Here is a 23,509-nt window from a genome sequence, read left to right on the forward strand (position 1 = left end):
ACTCAGGCGATGCCGCCGCCGTCGACGACGAGGGCGGAGCCCGTGACGTAGGACGACTCGTCGCTGGCGAGCCAGACGACAGCGGCCGCGATCTCGCCGGGCTCGCCCATGCGCTGCAGCGGGCGGTCGGCGGCTTCCGCGAGGAACGATCCGGCCTCCTGCCCGAGCTGACGCGCCTCGTCGCGGAGCATCCCGGTGTTCACGTCGCCCGGGTTCACCGAGTTGACCCGGATGCCCTGGGGTCCGTGATCGATGGCGAGCGCACGCGTCATGTTCACGACGGCACCCTTCGACGCGCAGTACGAGATCGCCTGCCCTCCGCCTTTCAGACCCCAGCCGGATCCGGTGTTCACGATGGAGCCGCCGCCGTTCGCCGCCATGACGGGGACGACGTGCTTGCACATCAGGAAGATGCCCTTCACGTTCACCCCGAAGACGCGGTCCCACTCCTCGGCCGTGGTCTCTACCGCCGTCGTGCGGCGGATGATGCCGGCGTTGTTGAAGACCACGTCGACCCCGCCGAACGCGGCGACCGTGTCGGCGACGACGCGCTCGATGTCCGCCTCGTTCGACACGTCAGCGGTGAGGGCGATCGCGGTGCCGCCCGCCGCACGGATCTCGTCGGCGACCCCTTCTGCGGCACCGGGCGCCACGTCGACGACGGCGACGCGGGCCCCCTCTGCGGCAAAGGCGAGGGAGGTGGCGCGACCGATGCCTCCCGCTCCTCCGGTGACGATGGCGGACTTGTCGGCTAGACGCATGGATGCGCTCCTTCGGTGGTGGCCGCACTGGCGGCACTGACAGGGTAGATGCTCGACGACGCCGAGCCGGTGATCACCCGGAGGTGGCCGGCGAGGCGGGCGTCGATGGCGGGGTCACCGGTGTCGACCAGCAGCGGCCGTCCGGCGAGATCGATGAGTTTCTGCTCGGTCGCCACGACGAGCAGGGGGTCCGGGCCGAGAGCCGCGACGACGTCGGACGAGAGCTGCTGGTTGCCGCGGCCGAGCAGGAATCCCTGGCCGCCGATCACCGTGACCACGGCTTTGGCCGGATATCCGGCGACGGCGTCGAGCGCCTGGGCCTCGGAGAGGTCGCGGGCCACGAGCCGCCCGTCCTGCACGACATCCACCCCCAGCGGCGTGCCCGGGATGCCCAACTCCCGCGACACGGCGGCGAGCGTGCCGCCCGGTCCGAGCAGGTAGCGCACGCCGGGCTGCATGGAGGCGACCGCTCCCGCCGCAGCGGAGCGCACGGCGGCCGCCTCGCTCGTCGGCGTCGGCGCCTTGCGCGCCTGGGTGCGGCCGGACGACGCAGGCACCTGCACGAGCGCGAACAGCCGCGGGTCCGGGCGCCCGGCGCGCAGGAGCGTCTCGTCGAGGTCGAGGATCTCGCCCTCGCGCGTCGGCAGCCCTCCGGTGGTCTGCCACTCGGCCGCCAGCGCTCCGGCCGCGACCGGCGCCACCGCGAAGCAGCCGGAGTACATCTTCACTCCGGCGGGAATCCCGAGCAGGGCGACGTCGTGACTCAGGCCGCTCGCGGCATCCCGCGCGGTGCCGTCGCCACCGGCGAAGAGCACCAGACGGGCGCCCTCGGCCGCGAATGCCGCGACGGCGCGCATCGTGTCGTCGCCGGTGGTCGCTCCCGGCGCGGCCGGTGCGTAGACCACGCGGGCCCGCAGTCCGGATGCACGCACCACGTCCTCGCCCATCGCGCCGGCCGCGGTCAGCACCTCGAGCTTCGGATGCACGGCTGCGAGCGCCGCAAGGGCCACGGCCGCACGGTCGGTCGCCCTCGCGTGGGCTCCCCGCGCATACGCCTCGCGCTGCACGGCCTCGCCGTCGCTGCCGACGAGCCCGACGGGCCCGCCGACACCGGCGACGGGGTTCACGACCACCCCGATCGCCGGGTGCAGCTGACGGACGGTGGACATCTAGGCCGCTGCCTCCTCGGCCGAACCGGCCGAACCAGTCGAACCGGCCGAACCGGTGGCGGCCGCACCCACGCCCTCCGCGCCGGCGGCCCCGGCGCCGAAGTACTTGCGCTGGTACGCACGCCAGGTCACCGCCCAGCGCTCGGGGTCGTCCAGGTCGTCGTGGTGCGTGTGGTGCACGGTCTGGTTGTGCGGCGCCGTGCGCACGACCTCCGGCGTTTCGCGGGCCTCGCGGGCGACCTCGGCCAGCACCGCCGCGTACTCGTCGAGCTCGGCCATCGAGTACGACTCGGTCGGTTCGAGCGTGAACGGCTGAGGAACGATGTACGGGTGGTGGCTCGTCCAGTAGTGCATCCCGAAGTCGGAGGCGCGCACGCCGATCTCCTCGGAGCTGATGCCGGTCTCCTCGTAGAGCTCCTGCCAGGAGTAGCGCACCTGTTCGATGCGGCGTCGCCCGGTCGCGTAGGGCGCGCTCGCCCCCGGGATCTCGAGGATGCGCTTCATCAGATAGTTGTTGTTCAGCACGGCGGTCTCGGCGACGGCGCGCAGTCCGTCCGCTCCGAGCGCGGCGATCCAGGCGTAGGTGCGCACGATGTTCGGGATGACCCCGTAGAACGGTGCAACGGAGCCGATGGACTGCGGCCGGTCCCCATCCAGCACGTAGCGGTCGCCGACACGTTCGACGACGGGTCCGGGCAGGAATGGCGCCAGCGCCTCGGAGACCGCGTTCGCGCCCGAGCCGGGTCCGCCGCAGCCGTGCGGTGTGCCGAACGTCTTGTGCAGGTTGAAGTGGCAGACATCGAATCCGGCGTCGCGGGCACGGGTGATGCCGAGGATCCCGTTGGCGTTCGCCTGGTCGTACGACGCGAGTGCGCCGACCTCGTGCGCCAGCTCCACCCATTCCCGGATGCGCGGGTTGTAGATGCCCGTGTCCTCGGGGTTGGTGACCATGATGGCGGCCGTGCGCGGCGAGAGCGCCGCCCGCAGGGCATCCAGATCGGGGTAGCCGTCCGCATCCGGGTGGATGGTGATGACTTTGTAGCCCGCCGCCTTCGCGGCCGCCGCGTTCGACGGGTGGGAGAAGATCGTCGTGATCACCTCGTCGCGCTGCTCGGCCTCACCGCGTGACGCGTGGTAGGCGCGGATCATCGAGATGTTCGCCCAGATCGCCTCCGAACCCCCGCTGGTCTGCAGCGATACGCGGCTCATGCCGGAGATCTCGGCGAGCATGCGCTCGGTCCTCCAGATGATCTCGAGCACGCCCTGCGCGCTCGCCTGGTCTTGCAGCGGGTGTAGTTCGGTGAGGTCCGGGGTGCGGATGATCGCCTCGTTGACCTTGGGCGCGTACTTCATGGTGCAGGTGCCCTGCCCGACGTCGACGTTGAGGTCGGCGCCGAGGTTCTCCTGGCTGAGGCGCAGGTAGTGCTTGAGCACGCGCATCTGGCCGATCTCCGGCAGCGCAGGCGGGGTCGCGCGGCGCAGCGAGGCGGGAAGGGCGCCGAGCACATCGCCGACGGCCTCGCGCACCCCGTCTTCCGTGCGGGAGACGAGCACGCCGCGCTCACCGGGAGCGTGCAGCTCGAAGACGATCGGCTCGTCCCAGCGCGCCTGGTGGAAACGCCGCAGCGCCGGCTTGGGGGCGATGGGGAGGCTCATGCGTTCTGCTCCTGGTTCTGTGCGGGCTGCTGTGCGGATGCTGCCTCGGCGAGCGCCGCGCCGAGCACGGCTGCGAGGTCGTCGATGTCGTTCTGGGTGTTCTGCTCGGTGACGCACACCAGCAGGCGCCCGTCGTCGAGGGCGAGCCCGGGCTCGAATCCGGATGCGCGTCCGGCCGCCACCAGTGCGGGTGCGGTGAGCGGGGCATCCGTCACATCGAGGACGAACTCGCGGAAGTGCGCCGCGCCGTCGGCGAGCACGACGCCCGGCAGCGCGGTGAGCACGCGCGCCGCGTACGCGGTGCGGGAGAGGACGGTCTCGCCCAGCTCGGCCATCCCCTGCGGCCCCATGAGGGCGAGGTAGACGCCGGCCGCGATGCCCCAGAGAGCTGCTGCGGTGCCCACCCATTCTTTACCCTCTTCGCGGAGCGCGAACGACGTGCGGTCGTAGGCGACATCGCCGAACCCGTACTCGCCCGGCACGTCCGTGGAGGCGAGACCGAACAGGCGCGACGGCATCTCCATGACGAACCGCGGGTCGTCGTGAACGGCGATGAAGCCGGCGTGCGCGCCGCCGAACCAGGGGTGCAGGCCGAGCGACTGGATGTCTCCGTGCACGATGTCGGCGCCGAGGTCGGCGGGCGGGGTGAGCACTCCCAGCCCGATCGGGTCGGTGCCGACGATCACGATGGCGCCGACCGCGTGCGCGGCCCGGGAGAGCTCGGCGAGAGCCGTCTCGAGAGCGCCGGTGTAGCTGGGGGTCTCGACCCAGATGGCCGCGACGGTCTCGTCGAGCATCCCGGTCGCCGTGGAGACGTCGGCGACGCCGTCGAGCGTCGGCACCAGCACGAGGTCGATGCTCGGCGCGATGAAGTCGCGCACCTTGGAGAGCTTGTCGGGGTGGGCGTCGCTCACCAGCAGCACCGTGCGGCGGCCGGTGATGCGGCCGGCCATCGCCAGCGACGTCGCGGCGGCCTGGTAGCCGTCGTAGGTGGGCACGTTGACGACGTCCTGGTTGAGCAGTTCGCCCATCAGCGACTGGTACTGGAAGAGCGCCTGGAACCGGCCGTGGTCCTCGTACGGCTCCCCCGCGTAGGCGGTGAGGAACTCGCTGCGGTTGATGACCTCGTCGACGACCGCGGGGACCGCGTGCTGATAGGTGCCGGCACCGAGGAAGAGCCGGCCGGGCTCCACCGCGCGGTTGCGGCGCAGCAGGCCGCCGACGTGACGCACCAGATCCTGCTCGGCGACGAGCGGCTCCGGGAGGTCGAGCGGCCGCGCGAGGCGTAGGTCGGCGGGGACGTCGGCGTAGAACTCCTCGACGGACTCCGCCCCGACCGCGTCGAGCATCGCCTGACGGGACTCGGGTGCGGTGTTCGGCACGTACGGGTGGACGAAGGGTTGGATCATGGTGGCCTCGCGGTCGCTAGCGGATGGGTCGGTGGGGTCGGACGGGGCGGCGGGGTCAGTCGCCGGTCGTCCTGGAAGGGGCGGGGTGCTGCACTACGGCCACGCCGAACGGCCCGAGCGGCAGCCCGTCGGCGGCGTCGGCGCCGGTGAGCAGGTCGCGGCCGCCGGGGATGGGCGGCGCGGTGCGGTCATCCCGCCCGTGGTTGAGAACGAAGGTGTAATCGGTGACGCCGTCGGTGCGCGTGACGACCTCGAGCGCGGTGTCGGCTTCGCGGGCGAGCTCGGGGGCCACGTGCACCCCGGCCGCTGCGAACACCTGGGCGAGCACGGCGCGCATCCCGCCCGCGTCGAGGCCGGCGCCCAGGTACCAGGCCGCTCCCGCACCCGATGCGCGTCGAGTAATGGCCGCGCGCCCGGCCAGGTCGCCGTCGGCGTAGGTCGCGAGCACGTCGGTGCCGTCGGCGACCTCGAGCCATTCGCTCCACACGCGCACGCCGTGGCGCTCGCCGCCGAGCTCGATCGCGCCGTTCTGCCCGTCGGCCAGCGGCCACCACTCGTCGACCTCGACCCCGAGCAGGCCGCGCAGCGGGCCGGGTGCTCCCCCGGGATGCACCTGCTCGCGGTGGTCGACCACGCCGGAGAACGGCCCGACCACCAGCTGGCCGCCGGCGGCGACGAAGCCGGCCAGGGCATCCGCCTGCTCGGGGGTGGTGGCGTAGAGGTTGGGGACCAGCAGCACTCGGTGGTCGCCGAACGGACCGGCCGCGCGCGCCACATCGACCGGCTGGCCGAGCGCGAACGCCGGCGCGTGCCAGGCCCGCGCCTCCTTCAGCCAGTCGAGACGGAGCGACGGCAGCGAGTCCGGCGCGGTCACGCCCCACCAGGAGTCCCAGTCGGCGACGAGGGCGACGGATGCCCGCACGCGGGTGTCCTTGATCGCGGCGAGCGCCTTCAGCTCGGCTCCGAGGGCTGCGGTCTCCTGGAAGCTGCGGCTGCGCTCGCCGCGGTGGCCGAGCATCGCCGAGTGGAACTTCTCCGGCCCGAAGCGCGCCTGCCGCCACTGGAAGAACATGACGCCGTCGGAGCCGTGGGCCAGAGCCTGCATGCTGCCGAGCCGCATCTGGCCGGGTGCCTTCGGCACGTTCACGTCGCGCCAGCTGACCGCGCTCGGCGCCTGCTCGAGCAGCAGCCACGGTCGTCCGTCTTTCAGAGAGCGCATGAGGCCGTAGTTGAGGGCGGCGCCGATGTGGGCATCCGGATCGGCGGGGTCGGGGTACGCGTCGTCGGTGACGAGATCCTCGGCGTCGGCGAAGTCCCAGTAGTCCAGCTCGCGGAACAGACTCATGAAGTTCGTGGTGACGGCGATGTCGGGGGTGACCTCGCGCAGCACGTCGATCTCGGCCTGGAAGAGTTCGAGCAGGGCGTCGGACGAGAACCGCTCGAAGTCGACGAGTTCGGCCGGGTTGATCGGACCGGTCGCGGTGCGCGGCGGCTCGATCTGCTCGAAGTCGAGGTAGTTCTGGCCCCAGCAGCTCGTGCCCCAGGCCTCGTTGAGTCCGTCGATGGAGTCGTACCGGTCGCGCAGCCAGCGGCGGAAGTGCCGCGCCGACTCCGGGCACCAGCAGCGCGAGACGTGATCGCCGTATTCGTTCGAGACATGCCACAGCGCGAGCGCCGGATGCTCGCCGTAGCGTTCTGCGAGCGCCCGGGTCAGACGCAGAGCGGCCTCCCGGAAAACCGGCGAGCTCGGGCAGTACGACTGCCGGGAGCCGAACTCGAGCCGCACGCCGTCGGCGTTCCACGGCAGCACCTCGGGGTTCGCTCGCACCAGCCACGCGGGAGGCGTGGCCGTGGCGGTCGCCAGGTCGATCCTGATCCCGTGCTCCCAGAGGAGGTCGATCACGCGGTCGAGCCCGGCGAAGTCGTACTCGCCCGGTCGCGGCTCGAGCAACGGCCACGAGAAGACAGGAAGAGTGACGATGTTGACGCCGGCCTCGACCATGAGTCGCGCATCCTCGAGCCAGACGCTCTCCGGCCACTGGTCCGGGTTGTAGTCGGCCCCGTAGGCGAGGGCGTCGAGGCGGATGCTCCGCGGCGAGGTGGTCGTCACTGGTCTCCTTGCGATGGTGCTGGTCGAGCGGATGGTGCGGGTGATGCCGAGCGGACCCGGCGCGTTGCTTTACATCGGTCAATCGTCGACTGTATTCTGTATACAGTAACGCTAAAGCGATTCCGGTGAAGGGTCAACCCCTAAGCTGGCGACGCCGGCAGGCCGCGGGGCCACGCATGAACGTCCAGGAGGTCACAGTGATCGAGCGCAAGAACCTGCGGTCGCAGGTGCGCGAAGAACTCATCGCGAGAATGCGCGCCGGCGACGTGCGACCCGGCGAGAGCATCAACGAGGTGCAGCTCGCCGCCGAGCTCGGCGTGAGCCGCACTCCCCTCCGCGAGGCTCTGATCGCCCTCGAGAGCGAAGGCCAGATCGAGAGCGAGAACGGCAAGGGCTTCCGTTTCGTGCCGCTCAGCGCGCGCGAGTTCGAGGAGCTCTGCCCGATCATCGTCACCCTCGAGAGCCTGGCGCTCGACCTGAGCCCCCGCGACGAACTCGCCCGCCTGGGCGAGCAGCTCGCCGCCCTCGCCGCCGAGTTCAACGACGACGTCGCCGAGCACGCCCTCGTCAACCGCCGCGACGACGAGTGGCACAACCTCATGCTCAGCGCCTGCCCCAACAAGCGCCTCCTCGACGAGATCGCCGGCGTGCGCCGCGCCATCCACCGGTACGAGTCGCTGCTCGTCTCCGACGACGTCATGGTGGAACGCAGTGCGAAGGAGCACGCCGACATCGCCCGCCACCTGGTCGCGGGCGACTTGCCCGCCGCGAAGGCCGCGCTCGACGCCAACTGGACCAACGGGATGCGCCGCCTGCTCGCCGACGCCGGCATCTCGTGGGAGCGCCTGGGCTGAGGCGGCCGGCCGGCCCGACCCGGTCCTACGCGTGAGCCCCGAGGTCCTCTGTGAGCACGGGTCCGCTGCCCGATGTCGTTTCGTTCGCCCTCTATCAGTCGCACGCGGGAGTGCGCACCGACTCCGCGGAGCCGTTCGCCGGGCGAGTGATTGAAATCACCGCTTAAAGAGAAGCGGCCCCCGGGTGCCGTAGCAATCAAATCGGGGGCCAGAACGACTGTCCGTCTCCAGAGGGTCGTCCCTTGCTCTGCGTTCGACTCTTTCACATTCCGGGGTTCGGTCGCAGCGCCGCACAGACAACTCTCACGGAAGGGCTTCACCCCGAGCCCCGAATCGCGGGGGCCGGGCGTCATCCCGACGCGCGCACCGCGAGGTCGATGTAGAGGGCGGCCGACCAGCCGAATGACGTCGTGGCCGTGCGTGCCTTCTCGCCCGTGAGCGGGTTGAAGTACTCGTGCGGGCCACCCGCATGCTGCACCAGCGCCAGCGTCGCCTCCACAAGCTCACGCGAACGCTCGGCGTAGCCGGAGACGGCGAGACCTTCGGCGATGAGCGCGTTGACGTTGACCCAGACGGGGCCACGCCACATCCGCTCGGCCGAGAACTCGGCATCCCGTGCCGCGACCGTCGGAACCGCCCACTGTGTCGCGAACCGGTCCGGGTCGTCGAGGGCCTCCAGCATCCTGGACACGATGCGACCGGGCAGGCGTCCGGTCAGCAGGGGAAGCAGGCTCACAGCCGTCTCGGCAGCCAGCGGGCGGCCGGCGCCGCGCGACCGGAAGAACCCGGCGTCGTCGTCCCACATGTCTTCCAGCAGCGCGAGCGTGCGCTCGGCCCGGCGCGCGTGACGCTCGGCGGCCGCGGCATCGCCGACGGAGCGGGCGTGGGAGGCGAGCAGGTCGTCCTGCAGGATCAGGTAGCCGGCGAGATCCGGCGACGCCACGGGCAGTTCGCCGTCGAAGACCGGGCTGTCATCGAGGCCCGACGAATACGGATGCCCGTACTCCGGCATCCCATCGCCGTCGAGGTCGGAGTGGGCGAACCACCACTCCTGGCTGCGGGCGACGGTCTGCCAGGCCTCGTCGAACCACGCCGGGTCGTCGATCAGTCCCTCGAGGGCACGAAGCGCCCAGGCCGCGAGCGGCGGCTTGGTGAGCGGGATGGGCGCGCTCGGGTCAGCGATCGCCGAGCCCGCACGACGCAGGTTGTCCCTGTCACCCGGCGGCAGGTCGTCGCTCGACGCGAGCACGCCCTCGTCATGCACCACGTCGGGCAGCTGCCCGTCGGGCGTCGGGAAGCCGAACGCCAGGGCGAGCTGCTCGCGGGCGAGCTCGGGGTCGCCGTGGCGCAGCCCCGCTGCGATGAAGTAGGCGTCCCATTGCCACAGGCCGACGTAGCCGATCTTCGACGGCACGACGGCGCGCGCGTCGCCGCGGCCGGGCAGGGTGACGATGTTCGCGCCCAGCACCCACCAGCAGAACGCGGTGAGGTCGGCGAGATCCGGCCGCACCGACGGCGTGCGCTCGAACCAGTCGTGCCAGACGCGGGTGGTCGCGGCGAGCGCGGCGCTGTGCGAAGCGGCAGCAGCGGGCGCGCCGGGCGTCCCGAGGGCGATCCGCACGCGCGCGTCATCGCCCGCCAGGGAGAGCCGCACGACCGTGCCGCCATCCGGTGCATCGCGCAGCAGCACGTCGTCGGCGCCGGAGGTCCGCCACCCGGCGACGGGCGCCGAGGGGAGCGCCGGCGTCCACGCACCGGACTCGAGTGCCGGATGCTCCGCGGAGCCCGGCACCGTCAGTTCGATCGTCCATCGTCCGTTGCCGCCGATGCTGAGGGCATCCGGACCGTCGAAGGTCAGCGAGACTCCCCCGGCGAACGCGATGCGTTCGGGACGCACGTCGACGAGCCCCGCCAGGCGACCATCCGCCCCAAAGACCCGCAGCTCCCGCACGACGACGCAGTCGTCGAGGCGCCGCTCGTACTCGGCCAGTCGCATCGTCACCCCGCCGTCGGCGCGCTGCACCAGGATGCGCGACCCGGGCAGCGTGAACGGCGCCTTCTCGAGGTCGAGGAACCGCGCGGCCCGATCGGCTGCGCTGAGCACTTCGGGCTCCGCCGCGGTCACCGGCCACCCAGCCCCGACGCCGCCATGCTGTTCAGGATGCGGCGCTGACCGATGACGAACGCGATCAGCATCGGGATGGTCGCCACCGCCGACGCCGCCATGATGAGGCCGTAGTTGATCGACCCGAATTGCCCGCGGAAGCTCTGCAGCAGAAGCGGCACGGTGAAGAGGTCCTGGCTGTTCAGCAGCACGAGCGGCAGCAGGAAGTTGTTCCAGGTGCCGAGCGCGACGATGATCGCCAACGCGCCGAGGCCAGGGCGGAGGTTCGGGAGGATGATGCTCCAGAAGATGCGCCAGCGTCCGGCGCCGTCGACCAGCGCCGCCTCTTCGAGCTCCTTCGGGAGCGAGAGGACGAACTGGCGCATCAGGAAGACCGCGAACGGGTTGGCCAGCGCGGCCGGGATGATCAGCGACAGGTGCGAGTCCACCCAGCCGAGCTTCGCCATCAGGAAGTAGAAGGGGATGAGCGTGACCTGGATCGGGATCATCTGCGTCGCCAGGAACACGACGAAGAGCACGCGGTTGCCGCGGAACGGGATGCGCGCGAAGCCGTAGCCGGCCATCGCCGCGGTGACCAGCGTGCCGATGACCACGAGCACGGCGATGTAGATGCTGTTGAAGTACGCCTGGGCGAACGGGGCGTCGTTCCAGGCGTCCACGTAGTTCTGCAGTGTGAACGGCTGGGGCAGGAAGCTGAGCGGGTCGTTCAGGAGCTGCGGCAGCGTCTTGAACGAGGTGATGAGCATCCAGATGAACGGGAAGACCATTGCGAGTCCGGCGAGCGCCAGAACGATATGGAGCGCGGTCTTTCGTGCACGGCTGCCCGCGAGGCCCTCCCGTGCGGCGCGAGGTGCGGGGGCAGTAGGGCGTGTCTCCGCGGGAGGAGCGGTTCTGACGGCGGTGGTCATGCTGCACCATCCTCGTAGTGGACGAACTTCTTCTGCGCGGTGAACTGGATGCCCGTGATCACGAGGGTGATGAGCAGCAGGATGACGGACGCGGCGCTCGCCGGTCCGAACTGGAACTTGCCGAAGCCGAGATCGTAGATGTGGTAGACGATCGTGCGCGTGGCGTTGTCCGGTCCCGCATCCGCGGTCAGGATGAAGACGGTGTCGAACGTCTGCAGCGAGCTGATGAACGCGATGACCGACGAGAAGAACATGATCGGCGAGAGCAGCGGCAGCCGCACCCGGAAGAACAGCGTCAGCGCACCGGCGCCGTCGATGCGCGCCGCCTCGATGACCGAGGGCGAGATGTTCTGCAGCCCGGCCAGGAAGATGATGACGTTGAGGCCGAGCGACGACCACACCGACACGATGCACACGGCGATGAGCGCCAGGTGCGGGTCGCCGAGCCAGTCGGGCGGCGGAACGTGGAAGACGCTCGAGATGAAGCCGCTGAGCACGCCGTCCTTGCGGAACAGCTGCTGCCAGATCATGGCGACCGCGACCGACGAGGTGACGACGGGCGCGAAGAAGAGGATCAGGTAGAGCGTCTTGGTCTTGAGCCGCTCGAGGGCGACCGCGATGATGACGGCCAGCCCGAGGCCGACCGGCACGGTGATGAGCGCGATCAGCAGGGTGTTGATGATGGCCCGCCCGAAGAGCGGGTCGGAGAGCTCGGTGCGGAAGTTGTCGAACCCCACCCAGCTGAGCGCGTTGAGGCCGTCCCACTGCGCGAAGGCGAGCACGATGCTCGCCGCGAACGGCAGCAGCACGAACAGCGCCATGCCGATCAGCTGCGGCCCCACGAAGACGTAGCCCCAGCGCCGGTCGCGCCGCCGCCAGGCGGACTCCTCCCGGAGCCCGCCCGGCGCCGTGCCCGCCGGTCCTGGCATCGCCGCCCGCTCGGGGGCGTCGGCCACTGAACCTCGGATTGCACTCACGTGTCGATCCCTACTACTTGCTCGTCTTGTCCTGGATCATCTTCGCGACCTCGTCGAGCGTCGCCTGCGTCGAGGCCTTGCCCTGATAGAGCGCGAGCATCTTGTCGCTGATGTCGCTCGACAGGCCGGAGACGGATGCTTCGGTCGCGTAGTCCTCGAAGCCGATGTCGCGCATGTCGAGCAGCGTCTGCGCGTGCTCCGGGTAGCCGTCGAGAACGACCTTGTCGGCGCCCTTGATCGACGGGACCGCGTTGCCGCCCCCGGTGAGCCGCTTCGTCTGGCCCTCGGCCGAAAGGAAGTTGGTCCAGAACTCGAACGCGGCGTCCTTGTTCTTTGTCTTCGCGTTGATGGCGAGGTAGCTCACGGCCGTCCCGGTCGGGGCGGCCTTGCCGTCGGGCGTCGGCCACGGCGCGACGTCGTAGTCCTGCGGGTCCCCGGCCGACTTGACGGTGCCGATCGTGTAGCGACCCTGGATGAAGAAGCCGGCCTTGTGCGTCACGAAGATGCTGTCGGCGCCCGCGCCCTGCGGAAGGGTGTCGGCGACGACGAAGGTGCCGTTCTGGAAGTTCTTGGCCAGCACGTCCATGGCCGCGACGCTGGTCGGGTCGGTGTTGGCGACGAACTTCCCGGAGTCGTCGAACGCCTTGCCGCCCTGCGACGAGATCCAGCTGTAGTGGGTCGACCAGTAGTTCCAGAACATGGAACCGGTCAGGCCCGCCTTCTTCAGCTTCTTGTTCATGTCGAGGTACGCCTCGGTCGTCCACTTGCCCTCGGCGGCGAGCGTCGCGGGGTCGTCGGTCACGCCGGCCTTCTTCAGCGCCGCCTTGTCGTACCAGAGGGCATCCGGGTTGGAGTCGTTCGGGGCGGCGTAGATCTCGTCGCCCTTCTTCGTGGCTCCGAACAGGCCCTGGGCGAAGTCCTCGGGCTTGGTCTTGCTGGCGCTCGAGTTCATCAGCGAGGTGAGCGGCAGCAGCGCGTTCGAGTTCACGAACTGGCCGATCTTGTCGTCGCCGATGTAGAACACATCCGGAGCCGTGCCCGACACGAGCTGCGCGAGGAGCTTCGTGTGGTAGTCGCCGTAGTCGGCGACCGGCTGCAGCACCACCTTGATGTCCGGGTGGTCCTTCATGAACTGGTTGTCGAAGTCCTTGTACCGGGCGATCTCCTCCGGAGTGCCCCAGGTGGACCAGACGACCGTCTTGGTGCCCGAACCCCCCGATCCGGATCCTGAACACGCGGCCATGCTGAGCGCAACCGCGACAGCCGCCCCCACGGCCACCAGCCTTCTCATCTTCGAGTCGACGCGAGACATGCCTACCTCATTCCTTGAAGTGTCTCTTGCATTTCGGGGGCCACGATGCCGGGGCCGCTCCTGGTCTGTATTCTGTATACAGTAGGCAGACGCGTTATGCAAGCAATGAATGAGGCTGTGGTTCTAGGGGATCACACTTCGTCGAGGGGCGGCAAACGCAGCCAAAACCGCGGTTTTGGCTGCGTTCGCCGCCCCTCAACGAAATACGGAACGGACGGTCAGCGCGGGCCGTAGGCGGGGACGGCGACCTCGGCGCCGCCGGCGAGGGCGGACTGGTGCGCACAGATGCCCGGGGCAGTCCAGGCGGCCGAGCGGTAGGCGTCGATCAGCGGCGGCCGGCCCTCGACGATACTCGATACGAATTCGTGCACGAGGAACGGGTGCGACCCTCCATGATGCGCCTCCACCCGAGCCGGCGACGGCATCCCCGGCAGCAGCACATCGGTCGGGCGCACGAAGGCCTGCAGCGCCTCGGGCAGCCGCTCAGGCGCATCGCGCGGCTCGAGAGAACGCGCCTCCACACGGTTACCGCGCTCACCGGATGCGGGCGGCAGCATGTCGTACGCCGTCATCGGCCCGACGTTGTCGATCGGCCACTCCACGCCGAGGCGCTCCCCGTAGAGCGAGAAGCCCTCGACATAGCTGCGCGCCGTCTGGAAGAACGACATCGTGACGTCGGCGAGCACGTCGCTGTCGCGCAAGGTGAACTGCCCGACCTCGGTCGGGAACGGATTGTCGAAGCCCCCTCCCGCGTTCGCCGGCGCGAGTCGACCCGCTCCCCGCGCACTCACGGAGGCGACAGTGGTGCCGAGCAGCGACAGGATGGGCGAGAGCGCATGCGTGACGTAGTGCATCGGCGGGAACCCCTGCCAGTACAGCGGGAAGCCCTCGAGGTTCTGGATGTGGAACCCGCGGTAGAGCGCCAGGTCTCCGAAGGCCCCGGCCCTCAGCAGTTCGTCCACGGCGATGTACTCGCGGCCGAACACCGTGGTCTCCATCATCATGTAGTTGCGGCCGCTGCGCTCGGTCGCCGCGATGATGCGTTCGAGATCCTCCAGCGTCGTCGCCATCGGCACGGCGCACGCCACGTGCTTGCCCGCGTCGAGAGCCGCGACCACCATGTCGGCATGCAGGAACACCGGCGCGAGGATGTGGACCGCATCGATCGCCGGATCGGTGAGCGCCTCGGAGAGGTCTGCGTACCCGGGGGCGAGACCGAACTCGTGGGCGACAGCCGCACGGCGCGCCGCGTCCGGCTCGACCAGGATCACGTCTGCCACGGCGGGGTGACTGCGGTAGATCGGCACGAAGTCGCGCCCGAACCCGAGGCCGACGACGGCGATGGTGAGAGGACTCGATCCACCATTCATGCGACCCTCCCGTGCCGAGCAATAAAAGTTCCGTTGAGGGGTGGCAAAGTCGGCCTGCAGCGGCGTGTTTAGGCCGATTCGCCGCCCCTCAACGGAGTGGATTGGGTCAGACGGCGACGTCGCCGCAGAGGTGCACGATCACGCCGAGCTCGTTGAAGAGCGCGGCCTTGGCGAGGAGCGCGCGGTCGGCTCCGTCGGCATCCGGTGCATAGGCGACCTGCGCGTGGTTCGCCTTGTGGCGGGCCATCAGCTGGTCGCGGCTCACCCCGTCGAGCACGGCGTGCATGATCGGCCACTGCGGGTCGGTCGCATCGAGCCGACGCTGCGTCTCCTCAGCCGGCAGCTCCACGACGTGGCCGCGGCCGAGGTCGACGTGCAGCACGCCTTCCATGATGAACACGCGCGACCAGACGATCTCGCCCGGCTTGGAGACTCCGCTCAGCGTCCCGCCGCCGAGCGGGAAGAACATCGGCGGCTGACGCATGCTGTAGCTCTTGTCGTAACCACCGTTGTGCGAGGCCGGCACCGATCCCGAGATCTCGAAGACCCACACGAACTCGCCGCCGTACTCCTCGCCCCACCGGATGTCGTGCAGCGTGTTGGCGGGGTCGAAGCCCATCGCGTTCCAGACGCGGTTCGTCACCAGCGCGTCGACGGCTACGCCCTCGTCGACCTCGTTGAAGTGCGGAACAGCCTGGCCTGCGTAGAGCTCGCGCGAACCGTCGCGGCTGAACACAGGCGGGCGCTCGACGTTGTTGAGCAGGCCCTCGGCCAGGTCGCTGGCGGGCACCGTGTCCTTCAGCCCCTGCTGGTACTGGATGCCGACGGCATCCAGCCCGAAATCGTCGCTGATGCGCAGAGCTGCGATGTACATCTTGAACTGGCTGCACACCTGGTCCTCGGTCAGCTCCGTCGCCTCGTCGGTGCCGAAGTGGAACGTGAACCCGCGCTCGTCGAGCCAGCGACGCACCTGCTGGGCTTCCTCATCGCTGACCTTCTTCATCTCGGCCACGAGCGCGCTCTGCGAGAGTCGTTCCTTGTAGATCCCGAGCGGGTTGAGCAGCTCGTCGTCGATGATCGCGTTGTACATGCCCATGCAGCCCTCGTCGAACACGCCGACGATGGCCTTCTCGTCGGCGAGCTGGCGAGCGAGGGCGACACCGAGCTCTACCTCGGGCGCCTCCGGGTCGAGCGCCGGCAGATCGCGCACGTGCGACTGATCATGCTCGATCGTTCCGGTCTCGAGCCAGGTGCGCAGTCCATCACGCGCCCATTCGTCAGTGAAGTCGGGACTCCACAGCGCCGAGTAGTCGACGCCGGCTTTGGTCATGCTTCCGGTGAGGTTGAGCAGACCGACCAGCCCGGGGAAGTCGCCGGCCCAGTTCGCCACGACCAGGATGGGGCCCTGGTGCGTGCGCAGACCCGCGAGCACATGGTGGCTGTACTGCCACACGGCGTCGACGACCACGAGCGGCGCCGTCGACGGGATGCCTTTGAACACCTCGATGCCCGCACGCTGACTGTCGATGAAGCCGTGGTTCTTGACCGGATCGAACGCGTGCCCGCGCTCCACCGACCAGCCGAGGTCGCCGATCGCGGCCGCGAAGTCGCGCTCGAGCTGCTCCTGGGTCGGCCAGCACTTGACGTTCGCGCTCGGGCGCAGGTCGCCGCTCGCCACGGTGTAGACGGTTCGCGGCCGCGCCTCCGGCCGGGTGAGCGGCTGAGGCAGGGTGTACGTGGTCATGTGGTGATTCCTCCGATGGTGTGGTGAAACGGTCAAAGACGATCGGGCGCCGCGAGGGCGACGATGTCCCCCGCCCGCGCAGAGACGCTGTGGGCGCGAGAGGTCCCGCCATCCGGATGCTCGAAGCGCACTTCGTCGAGATCAAGGCGGCCGCCGAGCAGGTGCAGCCGGACGCCCGACACGTCCGACAGCACCTCTCCCCAGCCCGAGCCCGTGGTGAAGATCACGCGAAGCTCACCGTCGCGGATGGCCGCCGCGTGCGGCGCGAAGGCGATGCGACGCTCCGAGGCGTGATAGTCGACGCCGGTGAGGGCGAGCACCAGTCCCCAGCTCGCGAGCGAGCGCGCGTAGTGGTTGCCGCACTCGACCTCGTTCCACGGATTGCGGCGGTGGCCGTCGTGACGGTCGCGGACCGCGCGCACGATCTCGAGCCCCTCGTCGGCGAGGCCCTCGTAGACGAGGTGTGTTGCCACCTGGTACTCGATGCCCGACCACACTTCGTCCGAGTACACGAACGGGATGCGCGGCCGGCCGCCACGCGGCCACGAGCAGAGCAGCAGCCCCGCCTCGTCGTTGAGCGCGTAGGTGCGCTGCACGCTGACGTGAGCGGTGAGGTCGGCGCGGAAGTTGTGCTCGTGGATCGCCTTCACCGCGCTGCGCACATGGTCGGCCGGGAGTACGTGCCCCAGTCCTGCGACGTGCGCCAGCAGCTGTCCGAAGACCTGATCGCTGAGGCACCCGGTGCCGTACTGATACCGGCGGGCGTCGAGGTCGTCGAGACGCTGCTCGTAGTACTCGCCGTTGAACAGCAGCGCGTCCATGCGCTCGGCTCCGCGCGTCGCCGCGTCGCGGTAGCGTTCGGCGATGTCGGTATCCCCCACGTGCGCCGCCATCGCGGATGCGGCGGTCAGCGCCGCGAAGAACATCGAGTTGGCCAGGGAGTTCGCCCCGTAGAACTCGATGTCGTAGGTGTTGTGCTGCTTGCTGTCGAGAACCCCGTCGCCGTCGGAGTCCCACTCCGAGAAAGCGAAGTCGACCGCCCGCACGACCGCCGGCCAGACGTCGGCGAGGAACGTGTCGTCGCCGCTGAACCGCCATTCGCGATACACGCGGACAACAGCGCCGAGCTGACCGTCGACCGCGGGGTGGAAGTCCCACGGCTCATTGCCGAACACGCTGTTCGCGCGGAAGTTCATGCGGCCGTCGTCACGCGTCTCGTGCAGGAACTCCGTGCGCCTGGCACTTCGCTCGAGCTCCGGGAACAGATGAGCGAGCGTCTGAGCGTAGTTCCAGACGTGCGTGCAGGTCCCCTCGCAACTGCCGGAATGGTCGAAGCTGCCCTCCCAGGCGGCGAACACGCCGCCCGCGAGGCGGAAGCAGGTCGTGCTGCGCGCCGCGACGAGGGTGGACATCGTTGCGTCGACGACCTCCGGAGGAAGCGTGCCGTCGTACATCGCCCGATGGAACTCGCGGGTGGCGGACTCGAGCTCGGCCAGATTGTCGGCGAGATGACGCGCCGCCGCCCACGCGTCGGCGAACGCCGTCGCGTAGTGATTGCGCACGATCTGGTCGTCGTTGCCATTGTCGAGGTTGATGTTCCCGTGCCATGCCCGGCGACGGTTCGGAAAGCTCCACGACAGCTGGAACTCGAAATCGCGACTCTCGCCCGGCTCGATCCGATGCACGATGCCGAGCGAGCCCACGCGGAGCTTGGTGAACCAGTCGGGGTACGGCGGCTCGTCGATGCTGAATGCCGTCTCCCGCTCCAGCAGACCGTCTGCGCTGAGGTCGTCCCAGAACACCTGCACGCCGTCTTGCCAGAAACCGGAGAGCCACTGCGGTTTCACGGTCACCGACTCGTCGGTGGTGGTCAGTGCCGCCGTGCCGAACCTCGGGTCGTCGGCCGGGAGGTCCGTGCCGAAGCGGAGTCCGCGCAACCGGCCGTCGTCGGTGAACTCCACCGTGGGCTCTCCCGCATACTCGGGGAAATGGAAGACGTTGCGGCCGGTGATCCCGATCGGGTTGGCGAGTGATCCGACGACGGTCACGTCGACCGGTGCGGTCGTGGTATTCGTCACCGTGTAACGCAGTACCGCGCCCGGGATGCCGGACGCGTCGGCGTCGAGGGGGACCAGGGGCGTGAATGCCGTGAGCCTGACCTGCACCGGGAGGTCGTCGTCGTCGAAGTCGATGGTGAGCAGCGGGTACTCGCCGCGCATCCGGCTCCCGGCAAGACGCGGGAGCCCGGCCATTCGCCCGGCGTCGTAGCCCTGGTCGCCTTCGTGCGGGCCGGGAATGCGTGCCTCCAGGATGCGCGTGACCGGCTCGCGCGCGGCCGCTGAACCGGATGCATCGGCCACCGCCGCCCGGATCGCGAAGCACGTGAAAGGCAGCGTGGCGCCCTTGTCGGGTTGATTCGCGAGCTCCCAGTCGCGCAGGTCGCCGCGGGATCCGATGGACACGTTTCCGGTGCCGATCCCACCGAGGGGGAAGGCGGCGACGGTGGCCGTGGGCCCCAGCTCGCGGCCGGCGCGGATGACCGCCGTCGCCCCGCTGCTCGTGCTCGTCGCCATCGACGCTCCTCGGATCATCTGCGTTTCAAAAGAGGTGAAATCGGTTTCAAGTATGTCGACTATTTTGGCTCAATGCAAGCCCATGGATCAGTCGAACACAAGCCCGGAGCCGCTGAAATCGATACAGCAGGGCGGCCGCGCTCGCTCAGACGGCGACGGACTCCCGCGCACTTCTCTCCTGCCACGCGGCGAGGGCGTGCGCGACCGACTCCGTGGCCGGATACAGCTCGCGGTACAGGGCGTACAGCTCGTCGTACTGGCGCACGATCTCCGCGCGCGGCTCGCGCTCCTCGACGACGGGGTTCCACGTGCCGATGTCGGCGGGACCCACCGCGGCGGCCGCGAGGAAGGCGGCGCCGAGGCTCGCGCCCACGACCAGGGCCGGGATGGCCTGCCGGCGACCGGTCACATCCGACACGATCTGCGTCCAGAGAGTCCCCTGCGCGCCGCCACCGACCGCGACGATCCGGTCGATGCGGCCGCCTGCCTGCTCCATCACCTCGATGTTGTGCCGCACGCCGAACGCGGTCGCCTCGAGGGCGGCCCGGTACAGATCGCCCCGGGTGTGGCTGAGCGTGAGGCCGGCGATGACGCCCCGGGCATCCGGATCCGGGATCGGTGTGCGTTCGCCCGCAAAGTACGGGAGCATCACGATCCCGTTTGCCCCGGGAGCGGAGGCCTCGGCCTGCGCGATCAGCTCGGGGTAGCCGGGAGAGCCGAAGAGGTCACGCAGCCAGGCCGTGATCGCACCGGACGTCGCCATGCCACCGGCGAGATTGTGCGTTCCAGGGAGCGCGCCCACTGTTCCCCAGAGAGTCGGCGAAGTGACCGGCTCGGGCACGGTGTTCACCAGGAACATCGTGGTGCCATACATCAGCATCAGGTCGCCGTCGTTCTGCGCGCCGACGCTGAGCGCCTCCGACCATGCGTCGATCGTGCCCGCGATGACCGGAGCGCCGACGGGGAGCCCGGTCTCGGCGGCCGCAGCGGCGGTGACCCTGCCGGCGATCTCCCCCGGCCACACCAGCGGCGGCAGTTCGATCGACGGGGCGACGAGCGAAGCCCACGGCCGGTACCAGTCCTGCGCGGCGGCGTCGTGCATGGGCGTGCACTGGCTGGCCGAGTGATGATCGAGGTAGTAGGCGCCGGTGAGCCGGAAGCCCAGCCACGAGCTCGGCATGAACAGGCGTCGGGCGGCGGCGGCGACCTCCGGCTCGTTCTCGGTCAGCCACGCGAGCTTGGGGCCGACGGCCTGCGTGGAAAGCGAGGAACCGCAGCGCTCGCGAATCGCGTCTGCGCCGCCGAGCTCGTCGGTGAGGCGCTCGATCTGGTCGGTGGCACGCGTATCTATCCCATAGAGGATCGCGGGGCGAAGCGGAGTGCCGTCAGCATCGGTCACCAGCACGCACGGCCCCATGCCGCTCACGCCGACCGAGACGACCTCGGCATCGCGGCCGTTCGCCAGAAGCTCGCGGACGATGCCGACGAATTCGCTCCACCAGATCTCGGCTTCCATCTCGACGTGACCGGGGAACGGTCGCTCGACGCGGTGCTCACGGGTGGCGGTGGCGATGACGTCTCCCTCGACCCCCACGAGCACGCCCTTGCTGCTCGAGGTTCCGATGTCGACGCCGACGACGGCGGCTCTGCTCATGGCAGTACCATCGCAGAAATCGATTTCATCGTCAAGCGGCGACGAATGCGCGGACGAGGTGGCGGGTCAGGCGCGCGAGCCGGATCCGACCTCGTTGCGCAGCACGATGGTGCGCGCCGGCTGGTCGTCGCCGTTGATGCGGTCGAGCAGCAGCTTGGCCGCGGTGACGCCGAGATGGCGCGCAGGCAGATGCACGACGGTGATCTCCTTGGGGGCGAATCCCGCGAATGGCAGGTCACCGAAGACAGCCATTCCGACGGCCGGCGGAACGGCGCCGCGCTCGGCGAGCACCTGCAGGGCGCCGACGCTCATCAGGTTGTTCGTGATGAACGCGGCATCCGGAGGCTCGGGGAGGTCGAGGAGCTCGCGCATCGCGGCCTCGCCACCGGCGACGCGGTAGTCGGAGTACTTGAGGTAGTCGTCGGTCGCCGGCATCCCCGCGGCCTGCACCACTTCGCGCCAGCCGTCGGCGCGCTGCTGGGCGGTCTCGACGTCGCTCGGACCGGTGATGCATGCGATGCGCTTGTAGCCCTGCTCGACCAGCTCGGTCGTGGCCGCGTGGCCGCCGGCCCTGTTGTCGACCATGACGGCGTCGATGTCGAAACCGTGCGGTCCGCGGTCGACAGCGACGATGGGGCGCTTTCGTTCGATCAGCTTGCTGAGGTCGCTGTGGTCGCCGGCCGCGGCGAGGATGACGCCGGCCATGTTGTCGCTGATGGCGATGTCGAGATAGCGGGCCTCCTTCTCGGCGTTCTCGTCGGTGTTGCAGAGAACGACGGAGTACCCGGCGGCCTGCGCGACGTCTTCGACACCGCGGGCGAGCGACGTGAAGAACGGGTTCTCGATGTCGGGGATCACCAGAGCGATCACCTCGGAGTGCTGACGCCGCAGAGTGCGGGCCGTGCGGCTCGGAGTGAACGAGAGCTCCTCGGCAGCCTTGCGCACGAGCTTCGACTTCTCCGGGGAGACGTTCATCCCGTTGAAAACGCGTGAAACCGTCGCGGGTGAAACGCCGGCCAAGGCGGCCACCTCGTAGATCGTCGGCATCCCATCTCCATCGTCGTCGACCGGGTTTCCCCGGAGTCCATGGTGCACCGAGCGCGCACTCCCCAGCGGTTGACACTCGTGCTGCCTCGACTCTACAGTGATGAAATCGATTGCACCAGGGTGGCCTCTCCGGAGCGCCCTGGGCCGCCATCCGCCATGCACAACGACGTACAGGAGACCTCCGTGACCAACGCCGACCTGAGCACCATCTCCCGCCTGCGGAGCGTGCAGACCCGGTCGATCAGCCCCGAGAACTTTGACGGATCCGTCGGAGGCGGTGGCCGCGCAACAGAAGGGACCGGGGCGGAGTCCGCGCGTGACCTCGGACCGGGCTGGAAGATCTCGCCGAGCGTCGACATCAAGGCGGGCGAGACCTTCGAGCTCGCGTCGATCCCCGGCGCCGGCAAGATCACCCACATCTGGATCACCACCCACAAGGACAACTGGCGCACACTGCTGTTCCGCGCGTACTGGGACGGCGCGGAGGAGCCGGCGATCGAGGTGCCCTACGGGGACTTCTTCTGCAACGGCTGGGGCGAGTTCGCCCAGGTCAGCTCTCAGCCCATCGCGGCCAACCCCAACGGCGGCTTCAACTCCTACTGGCCGATGCCGTTCCAGGACGGCGCGCGCCTGACGATCGAGAACCTCTCGGTCGTCGACGTGCGGGTCTACTACCAGGTCACCTACGAGATCGGCGGCGACTACAGCGGCGACGGCTACCTGCACGCGCAGTGGCGGCGCAGCAACCCCCTCGAGGACCGCACGCCCCACACCATCATCGAGGGCATCGAGGGCCAGGGGCAGTACGTCGGCACGTACATCGCGTGGGGCGTCAACAGCAACGGCTGGTGGGGCGAGGGCGAGATCAAGTTCTACCTCGACAGCGACGACGAGTACCCCACGATCTGCGGAACCGGCACCGAGGACTACTTCGGCGGCGCGTGGAACTTCGACATCCCGGGGCAGGGCTACACGGCCTTCTCGACCCCGTACCTCGGCATGCCGCAGGTCATCCGCCCCGACGGCCTCTACCTCAGCCAGCAACGGTTCGGGATGTACCGCTGGCACCTGCTCGACCCCATCCACTTCTCCGAGAAGCTGCGGGTGGACATCCAGGCACTCGGCTGGCGCTCCGGATGGCGGTACCTTCCGTTGCGCGACGACATCGCCTCGACGGCGCTGTTCTACCTCGACCGCCCCACCGCACGCCGCCCGAAGACGCCGTCGGCCGACGACCTGGAGGTGCACTTGGGCCGTGAGGCTGTGCCGGACATCGGCGCGCAGCCTCCGCGCGACCCCGCGTAGCGGCCAGCCCGGCGACGCGGGCCTCCCCTCGTGGATCGGCTGCTCGTAGAGTGGGCGCATGGTGTCTCTCATCGGCAGCGAAGCCCTGATACCCAACCCCGCGTTGAAGCCGTTCGAGGCGGTGATCGGCGAGTGGGAGACCTCGGGGAGCCACCCGTATCTTCCCGGCCGGCCTCTGCACGGGCGCAGTTCGTTCGCCTGGCACGAGGGCGGCGCGTTCGTGATCATGCACACCGAGGTCGATGCGCCCGAGATCCCCAGCGGCGTCGCCGTCTTCGGCAGCGACGACGAGCACGGACCGCTCACGATGCTCTACTTCGACGAGCGCGGCGTCTCGCGCAGGTACGACGCCACGATCACCGATCGGCTGCTCAGCTGGGAGCGGCTCGACCCGTCTTTCTCGCAACGCGTCACCCTGACGTTCGTGCCCGACGGCACCCGGATGACCGGCAGAGGCGAGATGTCGCGCGACGGCGCCCCGTGGGAGGGCGACCTCGCCCTCGACTACGTCCGAGTGACCCCGTAGCCCGAATCG

General features: G+C 69.4%; 17 protein-coding genes. 3 read left to right on the top strand and 14 right to left on the bottom strand.

Translation table 11 applies throughout. From position 1 onward, the window contains the following. Positions 1-2: 2 nt before the first annotated feature. Genes PKE84_RS05040 through PKE84_RS05060 form a run of 5 tightly spaced genes read right to left on the bottom strand, consistent with a single transcriptional unit; the run spans position 3 to position 7,105 of the window. Complete coding sequence (locus PKE84_RS05040) at positions 3-761, bottom strand: SDR family NAD(P)-dependent oxidoreductase (protein ID WP_271176122.1); 759 nt, start codon at positions 759-761, stop codon at positions 3-5. After that, the gene (locus tag PKE84_RS05045; RefSeq protein ID WP_271176123.1) at positions 752-1,930 is read right to left on the bottom strand and encodes an ATP-NAD kinase family protein; all 1,179 of its coding nucleotides are present in this window, start codon (positions 1,928-1,930) and stop codon (positions 752-754) included. The genes PKE84_RS05040 and PKE84_RS05045 overlap by 10 nt, the downstream gene beginning before the upstream one ends. After that, positions 1,931-3,586, bottom strand: a complete 1,656-nt coding sequence (gcvPB, locus tag PKE84_RS05050; protein WP_271176124.1) for an aminomethyl-transferring glycine dehydrogenase subunit GcvPB — start codon at positions 3,584-3,586, stop codon at positions 1,931-1,933. It lies immediately after the preceding gene. Further along, the gene (gene gcvPA / locus PKE84_RS05055) at positions 3,583-4,995 is read right to left on the bottom strand and encodes an aminomethyl-transferring glycine dehydrogenase subunit GcvPA (RefSeq protein ID WP_271176125.1); all 1,413 of its coding nucleotides are present in this window, start codon (positions 4,993-4,995) and stop codon (positions 3,583-3,585) included. Before gcvPA ends, gcvPB begins: the two co-directional genes overlap by 4 nt. A 55-nt stretch (positions 4,996-5,050) precedes the next feature. Further along, entirely contained in the window at positions 5,051-7,105 is a 2,055-nt protein-coding gene (locus PKE84_RS05060; RefSeq protein WP_271176126.1) for a beta-galactosidase, read from the bottom strand. A gap of 176 nt (positions 7,106-7,281) precedes the next feature. On the opposite strand from PKE84_RS05060, the gene PKE84_RS05065 reads away from it, so the two are divergent. Then, positions 7,282-7,959: a GntR family transcriptional regulator gene (locus PKE84_RS05065; RefSeq protein WP_271176127.1), complete on the top strand. Its 678-nt coding sequence runs from the start codon at positions 7,282-7,284 to the stop codon at positions 7,957-7,959. A gap of 349 nt (positions 7,960-8,308) precedes the next feature. Here the strand turns inward: PKE84_RS05065 and PKE84_RS05070 are convergent, their stop codons facing one another. From PKE84_RS05070 to PKE84_RS05110, 9 genes are all read right to left on the bottom strand, one after another. Continuing rightward, positions 8,309-10,063, bottom strand: coding sequence for an amylo-alpha-1,6-glucosidase (locus PKE84_RS05070; protein ID WP_271176128.1), 1,755 nt, complete (start codon positions 10,061-10,063; stop codon positions 8,309-8,311). A gap of 17 nt (positions 10,064-10,080) precedes the next feature. Then, complete coding sequence (locus PKE84_RS05075) at positions 10,081-10,992, bottom strand: carbohydrate ABC transporter permease (protein ID WP_271176129.1); 912 nt, start codon at positions 10,990-10,992, stop codon at positions 10,081-10,083. Next, positions 10,989-11,969: a carbohydrate ABC transporter permease gene (locus PKE84_RS05080; RefSeq protein WP_271176130.1), complete on the bottom strand. Its 981-nt coding sequence runs from the start codon at positions 11,967-11,969 to the stop codon at positions 10,989-10,991. Before PKE84_RS05080 ends, PKE84_RS05075 begins: the two co-directional genes overlap by 4 nt. 13 nt (positions 11,970-11,982) lie before the next feature. Continuing rightward, positions 11,983-13,281: an ABC transporter substrate-binding protein gene (locus PKE84_RS05085; RefSeq protein WP_271176131.1), complete on the bottom strand. Its 1,299-nt coding sequence runs from the start codon at positions 13,279-13,281 to the stop codon at positions 11,983-11,985. A 218-nt stretch (positions 13,282-13,499) separates the two neighbouring features. Next, positions 13,500-14,651 carry a Gfo/Idh/MocA family protein gene (locus PKE84_RS05090; RefSeq protein WP_271176132.1) on the bottom strand — a complete coding sequence of 384 codons (1,152 nt, stop codon included), beginning with the start codon at positions 14,649-14,651 and terminating at the stop codon, positions 13,500-13,502. Positions 14,652-14,757: 106 nt separating this feature from the next. After that, positions 14,758-16,395, bottom strand: a complete 1,638-nt coding sequence (locus tag PKE84_RS05095; RefSeq protein ID WP_271176133.1) for a fucose isomerase — start codon at positions 16,393-16,395, stop codon at positions 14,758-14,760. Between the two features lie 32 nt (positions 16,396-16,427). Beyond that, complete coding sequence (locus PKE84_RS05100; protein WP_271176134.1) at positions 16,428-18,968, bottom strand: GH116 family glycosyl hydrolase; 2,541 nt, start codon at positions 18,966-18,968, stop codon at positions 16,428-16,430. A gap of 145 nt (positions 18,969-19,113) precedes the next feature. After that, a complete protein-coding gene (locus PKE84_RS05105; protein WP_271176135.1) occupies positions 19,114-20,622 on the bottom strand; it encodes an FGGY-family carbohydrate kinase in 1,509 nt (502 codons plus the stop codon). A gap of 66 nt (positions 20,623-20,688) precedes the next feature. After that, a complete protein-coding gene (locus PKE84_RS05110) occupies positions 20,689-21,669 on the bottom strand; it encodes a LacI family DNA-binding transcriptional regulator (RefSeq protein WP_271176136.1) in 981 nt (326 codons plus the stop codon). Positions 21,670-21,852: 183 nt separating this feature from the next. On the opposite strand from PKE84_RS05110, the gene PKE84_RS05115 reads away from it, so the two are divergent. Next, on the top strand, positions 21,853-22,974 hold the full coding sequence (locus PKE84_RS05115) for a glycoside hydrolase family 172 protein (protein WP_271176137.1): 1,122 nt from the start codon (positions 21,853-21,855) through the stop codon (positions 22,972-22,974). Between the two features lie 58 nt (positions 22,975-23,032). Then, a complete protein-coding gene (locus PKE84_RS05120; protein ID WP_271176138.1) occupies positions 23,033-23,500 on the top strand; it encodes a hypothetical protein in 468 nt (155 codons plus the stop codon). Positions 23,501-23,509: the final 9 nt, after the last annotated feature.

This window comes from Leifsonia poae (genome assembly GCF_027921845.1).
GTDB classification, from domain to species: Bacteria; Actinomycetota; Actinomycetes; order Actinomycetales; family Microbacteriaceae; genus Leifsonia; species Leifsonia poae.